The sequence below is a fragment of the Paraburkholderia sp. SIMBA_027 genome, assembly GCF_046535315.1.
Classification (GTDB): domain Bacteria; phylum Pseudomonadota; class Gammaproteobacteria; order Burkholderiales; family Burkholderiaceae; genus Paraburkholderia; species Paraburkholderia tropica.
In genome coordinates, this window is the sequence record NZ_JAWRWY010000005.1 from 266,804 (window position 1) to 276,053 (window position 9,250).

Annotated in this window: 11 protein-coding genes; 4 read left to right on the forward strand and 7 right to left on the reverse strand. The window is 63.7% G+C overall.

Translation table 11 applies throughout. The features are described from left to right. The first annotated feature begins 15 nt into the window (after positions 1–15). Positions 16–444: a type IV pilin protein gene (locus tag SB764_RS11585; RefSeq protein WP_321856226.1), complete on the forward strand. Its 429-nt coding sequence runs from the start codon at positions 16–18 to the stop codon at positions 442–444. Between the two features lie 79 nt (positions 445–523). On the opposite strand, the gene SB764_RS11590 is transcribed toward SB764_RS11585, so the two are convergent. The 3 genes from SB764_RS11590 to SB764_RS11600 form a co-directional block, all read right to left on the reverse strand. Next, positions 524–1,006 carry a DUF3318 domain-containing protein gene (locus SB764_RS11590; protein ID WP_074986261.1) on the reverse strand — a complete coding sequence of 161 codons (483 nt, stop codon included), beginning with the start codon at positions 1,004–1,006 and terminating at the stop codon, positions 524–526. An 80-nt stretch (positions 1,007–1,086) separates the two neighbouring features. Continuing rightward, a complete protein-coding gene (locus tag SB764_RS11595; protein WP_065065239.1) occupies positions 1,087–1,470 on the reverse strand; it encodes a phage holin family protein in 384 nt (127 codons plus the stop codon). Positions 1,471–1,822: 352 nt separating this feature from the next. Further along, a complete protein-coding gene (locus SB764_RS11600) occupies positions 1,823–2,125 on the reverse strand; it encodes a YqjD family protein (RefSeq protein WP_027817793.1) in 303 nt (100 codons plus the stop codon). A 415-nt stretch (positions 2,126–2,540) separates the two neighbouring features. Here SB764_RS11600 and SB764_RS11605 point away from each other — a divergent pair, with 415 nt between their 5' ends. Continuing rightward, entirely contained in the window at positions 2,541–3,179 is a 639-nt protein-coding gene (locus SB764_RS11605) for a peroxiredoxin (RefSeq protein WP_065065246.1), read from the forward strand. 107 nt (positions 3,180–3,286) lie between these two features. Here the strand turns inward: SB764_RS11605 and SB764_RS11610 are convergent, their stop codons facing one another. Beyond that, a complete protein-coding gene (locus SB764_RS11610) occupies positions 3,287–4,477 on the reverse strand; it encodes an acyl-CoA dehydrogenase (RefSeq protein WP_065065238.1) in 1,191 nt (396 codons plus the stop codon). A 130-nt stretch (positions 4,478–4,607) separates the two neighbouring features. On the opposite strand from SB764_RS11610, the gene SB764_RS11615 reads away from it, so the two are divergent. Then, positions 4,608–5,411 (forward strand): IclR family transcriptional regulator, encoded by an 804-nt coding sequence (locus SB764_RS11615; protein ID WP_110327927.1) that lies wholly within the window; start codon positions 4,608–4,610, stop codon positions 5,409–5,411. 122 nt (positions 5,412–5,533) lie between these two features. On the opposite strand, the gene SB764_RS11620 is transcribed toward SB764_RS11615, so the two are convergent. Together SB764_RS11620 and argF are read right to left on the reverse strand one after the other, a co-directional pair. Next, a complete protein-coding gene (locus SB764_RS11620) occupies positions 5,534–6,763 on the reverse strand; it encodes an argininosuccinate synthase (protein WP_065065236.1) in 1,230 nt (409 codons plus the stop codon). Positions 6,764–6,892: 129 nt separating this feature from the next. Beyond that, entirely contained in the window at positions 6,893–7,822 is a 930-nt protein-coding gene (gene argF / locus SB764_RS11625) for an ornithine carbamoyltransferase (protein WP_124260745.1), read from the reverse strand. A 521-nt stretch (positions 7,823–8,343) separates the two neighbouring features. Here argF and SB764_RS11630 point away from each other — a divergent pair. After that, entirely contained in the window at positions 8,344–8,691 is a 348-nt protein-coding gene (locus tag SB764_RS11630) for a DUF3579 domain-containing protein (protein WP_065065234.1), read from the forward strand. Between the two features lie 167 nt (positions 8,692–8,858). On the opposite strand, the gene rpsT is transcribed toward SB764_RS11630, so the two are convergent. Further along, entirely contained in the window at positions 8,859–9,122 is a 264-nt protein-coding gene (rpsT, locus tag SB764_RS11635) for a 30S ribosomal protein S20 (RefSeq protein ID WP_065065233.1), read from the reverse strand. Between the last annotated feature and the right edge of the window lie 128 nt (positions 9,123–9,250).

Consider the following 9,250-nt stretch of genomic DNA (forward strand, 5'->3'; position numbering starts at 1 on the left):
AAGAGAGGAGGGGAGATGACACGCAACGGTCGCGCGTTCACATTGCTCGAGATGATGATCGCGCTTGCCGCAGCGGCGATTGTCGCGGCGTTCGCGGTGCCGGGCTGGCGCAATCAGATCGCGCGCGGGCATCGGATCGACGCGGCGGCGGCGCTCTATCGCGCCGCGCAGTTCGTCGATGCACAGAGTCCATCGGTAGCTGCGCTGCCTGCGGGCATGGATCAGGCGCCGCCCGCGGGGCGCGCGGTCTATCGGCTCACGTTATTGCCCGCCGACGATGCGACCGGCGCGTACGCCATCGCCGCCGCGCCGGTCGAGAACGGGCCAATGCGCGACGACGCGTGTGGAACGTTCCTGCTGGATGCGGCGGGCACGCGCGGTAACCGCGTCGCCGGGGCAAACGCGGGTGCGACGGTCGTGCGGGATTGCTGGAGGGATCGATGAGCGCACGCAGATGGCAGGCGGATGCACGTGGATCTCACATGCTGAGTGCTCGCCGATCGCGCACCGGTCTGATTGGGCCTCAGCCCGTCAGATCGTCTTCTTCCGAGGCATAGCGGCGCGAGCCGCCTTGCGGCGCGCTGCGCTGACGGCGCACCTGCTGCCAGATGCGCCAGGCTTCCCACGCCGTGAAGGCGAGGCCGCCCCACTTGACGACGGGGCGTGCGGCCGAGGCCACGCTTTCGCGCAGCGGCTTGGCGAGCACGAGCGAGGCGAGCGAACTCAGCAGCGGATACTGCTTGAGCAGTCCGCCGATCCCGGCGCCCAGGCCGGCAGCGCTTGCGCCGCCGCTGGATCCGGCAAAGCCCGGCACGAGAAAGCGCAGCCAGCTGAAGTGCGTGACGGCTTCGCGCAGCTCGACGAGCGACTCGGCCATCTCGGCGCGCTCGACGCTGGCGCGCACGATCAGCAGTTCTTTGCGCAGCGCACGCAACTGCGGCGTAGACAGGTCGCGGCCACGTGCGCGCGAGGGGCGAAAGGCGTTATCCGGTCGAGGTTGGCTCATGGCTTCGATTTGCGGCTTCGATTTGCGGCGGGTAGTGGACGAACTCGAACGAACGCGAACGAGCGCAGGCGAACGTGAATCTATGGTTTGCGAAGGATCTCGCGGTCCTTCTCGAATTCTTCGAGCGTCGCCTGAAACACCATCGGCGCGGTGCGGAGGCCCTGACGCGCCTTGAGCGCACAGACGAGTGCCGCGAGCGCATACACGAGCGTGATGCCGGCCAGTGCCTGCCAGCGCCAGGTGTCCCAGAACGCGATGGCGATCAGCGCGGTCAGGGCGATCAGCGCCATGGTGGCGAGCATCATCGCGGCCAACCCGAGGAACAGCACGCCGAGCAGGCGCTCCTTTTCTTCGGCCAGCTCGATGCCGATCAGCTCGAGCCGCGTCTGGATGATCGCGAACGCGGAGCCGAGAAGACGGCGCACCGGTCCATGTTCGTGTCGCTGCGATTGAGTGTCTGTCATGGCAAGGGCGGGTGCTCCGGCGTAGGGACGTACGCCGCTGACTGGGGCGGCGGCGCGCCGACTGAAAGCCAGGCGGCTACGCAACCGGCGTGACGCAAAGATTGCGCCCAGAAAAGACAGGCCGGTGCACTGCACCGGCCTGCCGGCTAACGAATGCGCGGGAAGCGCTGGCGCGGTCGCGAAGATATCGCTGCGAGCGTCGAGCCGTGCGAGCGTGGAGCAAAGCGAGAGGCCGTCAGGTTCGCATCCGCCGTGTGCCGGAGCATCTCCGGACGCTTTGGATGCAGACTTAAGCCGCTCGCTGGCTCCCGCACGCGGGCAACCCGCATGACCGCGCTGTGTTCGTTGTCTTTTACTTGCGGTTGATCAACAAACCGACCAGCACGCCCACACCTGCGGCGATGCCGATCGACGTCCACGGATGTTCGTGGACGTAATCGTCGGTGGCGCGTGCCGCCTTCTTGCCTTTCTCGACCACCACGACCTGAACGTCGGCCGCTTTTTCCTTGGCCTGTTTCAGGCGCGAGAGGGCCGTTTCACGCAGCTCCGAAGCGCGTTCGCCGGTGGCGCTCGCTGCTTGCTTGAGCAGGTCCTCGGCATCCGCGAGGACGGTTTTGATATCGGACATCAGCCTCTCCTTATTGACCTCTGACATTGACTGGCTCCCATCGTGTCACATTACGCGTGAATCGTAACAAAGATACGGGCGCTGGCAAGCGTGACGCGCCGCCACGACGCCCGAATTCGCACGATTCGTTCCTGCGAGCACACCGCAAAGACCCTGCGAAGGCCTTCAGAAGACCTGACGGCAGGCCGATCGGCCTGCGCGTACGGTGTGTTCGCGTTGCGCATGACGCACACGAAACGTAGATGACGAATGATCATGGATTTGATCTGGCACGTAAAGTTTCCCTGACTCGGCTCAAAATTACAAAAACTCATACCAGTCTGACCCGATGTTCGTTCGGGCGCGCGACATCGCCCTGTATGCTTCAATGTCTCGAAATCTCTTGATCAACCTGGCGGTTCGAGCCTCGCGCCGCCTCACCATGTTCAAAGGAAACCGCACCATGAGTCTACGTCTTGGCGATATCGCACCCGACTTCGAGCAGGATTCGAGCGTGGGTCGCATCAAGTTTCACGATTGGCTCGGCGACAGCTGGGGCGTGCTGTTCTCGCATCCGGCCGATTTCACGCCGGTTTGCACGACCGAGCTTGGCCTGACGGCGAAGCTCAAGGACGAGTTCGAGAAGCGCAATGTGAAGACGATCGCGCTGTCGGTCGATAGCGCCGAGTCGCACAACGAGTGGATCAAGGACATCAACGAGACCCAGGCGGCCAGCGTCGGTTTCCCGATCCTCGCGGACGGCGACCGCACGGTCTCCACGCTCTACGACATGATCCATCCGAACGCGAACGAAACGCTCACCGTGCGCTCGCTGTTCGTGATCGATCCGAAGAAGAAAGTGCGCCTCATCATCACCTATCCGGCGAGTACGGGTCGTAACTTCGACGAAATCCTGCGCGTGATCGACTCGCTTCAGCTCACGGACAACTATCAGGTCGCCACGCCCGGCAACTGGAAGCAGGGCGACGACGTGGTGATCGTGCCGTCGCTGAAGGACGAGGAAGTCATCAAGCAGAAATTTCCGAAGGGCTACAAGGCGCTGCGTCCGTATCTGCGTCTCACGCCGCAGCCGAACAAGTAAGCGCGGCCGCATCGCCGCCAACGAAAAACGCCGCACGTCTGATGACCGTGCGGCGTTTTTTATGCGCGCGAGTCAGTGCGCAGTGCGCACCGGCTTCGAAGCAGCGTTTAGAAAAACGCCTGAATGCCCGTCTGCGCGCGGCCGAGAATCAGCGCGTGGATGTCGTGCGTGCCCTCGTAGGTGTTCACGACTTCGAGGTTCACGAGGTGGCGCGCCACGCCGAACTCGTCCGAGATGCCGTTGCCGCCGAGCATGTCGCGCGCGAGACGCGCGATGTCGAGCGACTTGCCGCACGAGTTGCGCTTCATGATCGACGTGATCTCGACCGCCGCCGTGCCTTCGTCCTTCATGCGGCCCAGACGCAGGCAGCCTTGCAGGCCGAGCGTGATTTCCGTCTGCATGTCGGCGAGTTTTTTCTGGATCAGCTGGTTCGCGGCGAGCGGGCGGCCGAACTGCTTGCGGTCGAGCACGTACTGACGGGCGGTGTGCCAGCACGACTCCGCCGCGCCCAGCGCGCCCCAGGCGATGCCGTAGCGAGCCGAGTTCAGGCAGGTGAACGGTCCGCGCAGGCCCTTCACGCCCGGCATGATGTTCTCTTCCGGCACGAACACTTCGTCGAGCACGATTTCGCCCGTGATCGAGGCGCGCAGGCCCACCTTGCCGTGGATCGCGGGTGCCGAGAGACCTTTCCAGCCTTTCTCCAGAATGAAGCCGCGGATGTCGTCCTTGCCGTCTTCCTCGAGCTTGGCCCAGACCACGAACACGTCGGCGATCGGCGAATTCGTGATCCACATCTTCGCGCCCGAGAGCGAGTAGCCGCCGTTGACCTTCTTCGCGCGCGTGACCATGCTGCCCGGATCGGAACCGTGGTTCGGCTCGGTGAGGCCGAAGCAGCCGATCCATTCGCCGGTCGCGAGCTTCGGCAGATACTTCTGCTTTTGCGCTTCCGTGCCGAATTCGTGGATCGGCACCATCACGAGCGACGATTGCACCGACATCATCGAGCGATAGCCCGAGTCGATGCGTTCGACTTCGCGTGCGATCAGGCCATAGGCGACATAGTTGAGGCCCGGGCCGCCGTATTGCTCCGGAATGGTCGGGCCGAGCAGGCCGATTTCGCCCATCTCGCGGAAGATCGCGGCGTCCGTTTTTTCGTGACGGAACGCTTCCACCACGCGCGGCGCGAGCTTGTCCTGCGCGTAGGCTGCCGCGGCGTCGCGCACCATGCGTTCGTCTTCGGTGAGCTGCTGGTCGAGCAGCAGCGGATCTTCCCAATGGAACTGGGCGTTTGCGGCCATGGTGTCTCTCCTTCTTACTCTCGTAACCTTGAAATGGGCAATTTGCGCTTGACTTCGGTTCCGCTAAGCGGAACAATGTTTTGCAAATTGACTTTAGTGTATCACTAGCCCGCTTATGTCTGCATCTGAAATGAACAGCTCGTCATCGTTTGCGACCACGCTGGCGTCGGGGCCGATCGACGAGCGCAAGTTCGTCGTGGCGCTCGCACGCGGGCTCGAATTGCTGCGCGCCTTCCGGCCCGGCGAGACGCTGCTCGGCAATCGCGATTTCGTCGAGCGCACGGGTCTGCCCAAGGCCACCGTCAACCGGCTTGCGTACACGCTGACGGTGCTCGGCTATCTGCGTTTCGACGAGTCGCTGGGCAAATATGCGCTCGACGCGGGTGTGCTGTCATTGGGCTTCGCGCTGCTTTCCGGCACCGACACGCTCGAACTTGCGCGGCCTCATCTGCGCGCGTTCGCGCGGGAAGTGGGCGCGGCGGTGTCGCTCGGCTGCCGCGACGGCCTCGATGTCATCTATCTGGAGACCATCCGCAGCGAAACGGCGCTGACGCTCGGCCTCGCGTCCGGCTCGCGGCTGTCGATGCTGACGAGTTCGATGGGGCGCGCGTACCTCGCGGTGCAGCCGCTCGACGTGCGCGCGGCGCTGTTCGCCGAGCTGGAAAAGGCCGCGGGCGCGGAGGGCGCGGCGCTGGTGGAAGCCGCGAAGCGTGAGATCGACACCTTCGGCAAGGAAGGCGTCTGCTATTCGTTTCGCGACTGGCACGAGGACGTCAACGCCGTGGCGGTGCCGTTTCGCGAGCCGCGCGAGCGGCGCTGGCTGGTGCTCAGTTGCAGCGGTCCGGCCTCGTCGATGGGACCGGAGGTGTTCCGCGAACGCGTCGCGCCGTTGCTGAAGTCGCTTGCGCGGCGTCTCGGTGAAACGGTGCAATGAGCGTGGAGTAAGCGTGGAATAACCGCTGGCACGCGCGAGTTGAGGACGAAAAAAAACCGCCCCGAAGGGCGGTTTTTTCATGACGCGAATTTCGCGACTAACGCGAGCGAAGCGGAAACCGCTTACTTGCCGCGTTGACGGCGTGCGTTTTCGGCGATGCGCATGCGCAGCGCGTTCAGCTTGATGAAGCCGCCGGCGTCGGCCTGGTTGTAGGCGCCGCCGTCGTCGTCGAAGGTCGCGATGGTCTTGTCGAACAGCGTGTCCTTCGAGTCGCGCGCGACGACCGAGACGCCGCCCTTGTAGAGCTTCACGCGCACCCAGCCGTTGACGTTCTTCTGCGTGTGGTCGATCAGCACTTGCAGCGCCTGACGCTCCGGCGCCCACCAGTAACCGTTGTAGACCAGCGAGGCGTAGCGGGCGAGCAGGTCGTCCTTCAGGTGCGCGACTTCGCGGTCGAGCGTGATCGATTCGATGCCACGGTGCGCCTTGAGCATGATCGTGCCGCCCGGCGTTTCATAGCAGCCGCGCGACTTCATGCCGACGTAGCGGTTTTCGACCAGATCCAGACGGCCGATGCCGTGCTTGCCGCCGAGGCGGTTCAGTTCCGTGAGGATCTCGGCGGGCGTCATGCGCTTGCCGTTGATCGCGACCGGGTCGCCGTGCTCGTACTCGATGTCGACGAATTCGGCCGCATCCGGTGCCTGTTCCGGCGACACCGTCCAGCGCCACATGTCTTCCTCGGCTTCCGCCTTCGGATCTTCGAGGTGACGGCCTTCGAACGAGATGTGCAGCAGGTTCGCGTCCATCGAGTAGGGCGCGCCGCCCTGACGATGCTTCATGTCAATGGGGATGCCGGCGTTTTCGGCGTAGGCGAGCAGCTTTTCGCGCGACAGCAGATCCCATTCACGCCACGGCGCGATGACCTTGATACCCGGTTCGAGCGCGTAGTAGCCGAGTTCGAAGCGAACCTGGTCGTTGCCCTTGCCGGTCGCGCCGTGCGAGACGGCTTGCGCGCCGGTCGCGCGGGCGATTTCGATCTGACGCTTGGCGATCAGCGGACGCGCGATCGAGGTGCCGAGCAGATATTCGCCTTCGTACAGCGCGTTGGCGCGGAACATCGGGAACACGAAATCACGGACGAACTCTTCGCGGAGGTCGTCGATGAAGATGTTTTCCTGCTTGATGCCCAGCTGAAGCGCCTTCTTGCGCGCCGGCTCGAGTTCCTCGCCCTGGCCGATGTCGGCCGTGAACGTGACGACTTCGGCGTCGTAGTTGTCCTGCAGCCACTTCAGGATGACGGAGGTATCGAGGCCGCCGGAGTAGGCGAGCACGACTTTCTTGATATCGCTCATGGTGAATCCGTAACGGGTGAGATCTGTGCGCATCGGCGGCCCCGACGCGCGGAAAACAGTATTTTGACACCAAACGGGCCGCGCGCCGCGCTTTCGCTGCGGCGCGCGCCGGGAGACCGGCCGTGGCGCTTAGTGGTTCAGGCGGCCGAGCAGCAGGAATTCCATCAGCGCCTTCTGGACGTGCAGGCGGTTTTCCGCCTCGTCCCAGACCACGCTCTGCGGGCCGTCGATCACTTCGGCGCTGACTTCCTCGCCGCGGTGCGCGGGCAGGCAGTGCATGAAGAGGGCGTCGGCGTTGGCGCGGGCCATCATGTCGGCGTCCACGCACCAGTCGGCGAAGGCTTTCTTGCGCACTTCGTTTTCGGCCTCGAAGCCCATGCTGGTCCACACGTCGGTGGTCACCAGATCGGCGCCCCTGCAGGCGTCGTTCGGATCGTCGAACACTTCGAAGAACGGCTTGCTTTCCGCCGCCACGAGTGCCGGATCGAGCTGATAGCCCGGCGGCGTGGAAATGCGCAGCTTGAAGCCGAGGATTTCCGCGGCTTCGATCCACGTGTACAGCATGTTGTTGGCGTCGCCGACCCAAGCCACGGTCTTGTCGCGGATCGGACCGCGCAGCTCGTAGAACGTGAAGATGTCGGCCAGCACCTGGCAGGGGTGATATTCGTTCGTCAGACCGTTGATGACCGGCACGCGTGAGCTTTCGGCGAAGCGGCGGATGATGTCCTGGCCGAACGTGCGGATCATGATGATGTCGACCATGCGCGAGATGACCTGCGCCGAGTCTTCGATCGGCTCGCCGCGACCGAGCTGCGTGTCGCGCGTGTTCATGAACACGGCGTGGCCGCCCAGCTGGAAGATGCCTGCTTCGAAGGACAGACGCGTGCGCGTGGAGTTCTTCTCGAAGATCATCGCGAGCGTGCGGTCGTGCAGCGGATGATAGGTCTCGTAGTTCTTGAACTTGCGCTTCAGGATGCGCGCGCGCTCCAGCACATATTCATAATCGTCAAGGGAGAAATCCTTGAACTGGAGGTAATGGCGTATGGTCCGGGAGGTCATGAAACGAAAACGGCGCCCGATCCGGCCTCGAACTGCAGGATTGGGCCGGCGACGCCGCTGCGGTTGGTGGTAAGTCAATGCAGCATAAAGGATTTTGCGCAATTTGACGAGTCGCCCAAAACCGCCGGCCGGCGGGCGGCGAGGGTGTCGCATCGGCCGGTCGCCGCGCCGCGACACGGTGTCAAGCCCCTTGTGTGCGGTGCGTCAAAAGAGCTGCTGCGCTATAATCTTGTCGATTTCTCAGGCACGACGGCGGGCTTTCGGCGTATCACGCAAGGCCCGCGGGAGCGGCCTGTGCGTGGGCCCCAGACGTCTGGCGAATGCGAGACGCCGCGCGGGTCGCCATGCGCGGTCGGCGGCTCCCCTTTCCATCGGACTGTCCTTGCGCGCGGCCATCGGGCGAACCGTCCGGGGCTGGAGACCCGCGAAAGCAGCGCGAACAGCGCGGACGGCGGCGCGCTCGTGCCCTTGTTTCAGCCGCACGACGTACGCGGCGCCGCGCAGTTACACAGGACCCTTACATGGCCGACGACGCTCCTACCGAATACTTCATTCAAGGCATTACCAGCAAGGGGAAGAAGTTTCGACCGAGCGACTGGTCGGAGCGTCTGGCGGGCGTGATGTCGAGCTTCGGCCCGAAAGCGTCGGCCAATGCGCGCGGCCCGAACGCCTATCTGCGCTACTCGCTCTATGTGCGGCCGACCATGATCGGCGATCTCAAGGTGGTGGTGCTCGATTCGCGTCTGAAAGACATCGAGCCGATGGCCTTCAACTTCGTGCTGAATTTCGCCAAGGACAACGACCTCGTGGTAACCGAGGCCTGCGAACTGCCGCACGATCACGCCACGCAGCAGGGCACCGGTCGCTGAGCGTCATGCTCGCGCGCTTGCGCCGCCCAACCTAAAAACCCGCCGCGGCGGGTTTTTTTGCGCCCGCGCGAAGTGGGTGGGCGAAAGGGCGACGCGAAACGTACGGACAACAAAAAACCCGCCGAAGCGGGTTTTCATTCAGCAGAAACGGGAAGATCCCGAATCGCTCAGGCCATTGCCTTGATGGCAGCAGCCAGACGGCTCTTATGACGAGCTGCCTTGTTCTTGTGGACGATCTTCTTGTCCGCAATGATGTCCAGCGTCTTGCCCGATGCCTTCAGGATTTCAGCAGCCGCTGCCTTGTCGCCGGCGTCGATTGCCTTGCGAACAGCCTTGATTGCGGTGCGGAACTTCGAGCGCAGTGCCGAGTTGTGGGCGTTTTGCTTGGTCGCCTGACGGGCGCGCTTGCGTGCTTGTGCGGTATTTGCCATGTTGGTTCCTGATGTTTCAGGAGCGTGCGCCGGTGTTCGACCGGATAATGCAGCGCTCTGTGCCTGGATTTGCGCCGAGGAAAACCCCGAGGGGAATTCGTCACGCAAAACGGTATTTGCCGGCAGAA

Coding starts and splice junctions, on each gene's coding strand:
- SB764_RS11610 (WP_065065238.1), bottom strand. CDS start 4,477: ATGGCCGCAAACGCCCAGTTCCATTGGGAAGATCCGCTGCTGCTCGAC.
- SB764_RS11585 (WP_321856226.1), top strand. CDS start 16: ATGACACGCAACGGTCGCGCGTTCACATTGCTCGAGATGATGATCGCG.
- SB764_RS11595 (WP_065065239.1), bottom strand. CDS start 1,470: ATGACAGACACTCAATCGCAGCGACACGAACATGGACCGGTGCGCCGT.
- SB764_RS11600 (WP_027817793.1), bottom strand. CDS start 2,125: ATGTCAGAGGTCAATAAGGAGAGGCTGATGTCCGATATCAAAACCGTC.
- SB764_RS11620 (WP_065065236.1), bottom strand. CDS start 6,763: ATGAGCGATATCAAGAAAGTCGTGCTCGCCTACTCCGGCGGCCTCGAT.
- SB764_RS11630 (WP_065065234.1), top strand. CDS start 8,344: ATGGCCGACGACGCTCCTACCGAATACTTCATTCAAGGCATTACCAGC.
- rpsT (WP_065065233.1), bottom strand. CDS start 9,122: ATGGCAAATACCGCACAAGCACGCAAGCGCGCCCGTCAGGCGACCAAG.
- SB764_RS11615 (WP_110327927.1), top strand. CDS start 4,608: ATGAACAGCTCGTCATCGTTTGCGACCACGCTGGCGTCGGGGCCGATC.
- argF (WP_124260745.1), bottom strand. CDS start 7,822: ATGACCTCCCGGACCATACGCCATTACCTCCAGTTCAAGGATTTCTCC.
- SB764_RS11590 (WP_074986261.1), bottom strand. CDS start 1,006: ATGAGCCAACCTCGACCGGATAACGCCTTTCGCCCCTCGCGCGCACGT.
- SB764_RS11605 (WP_065065246.1), top strand. CDS start 2,541: ATGAGTCTACGTCTTGGCGATATCGCACCCGACTTCGAGCAGGATTCG.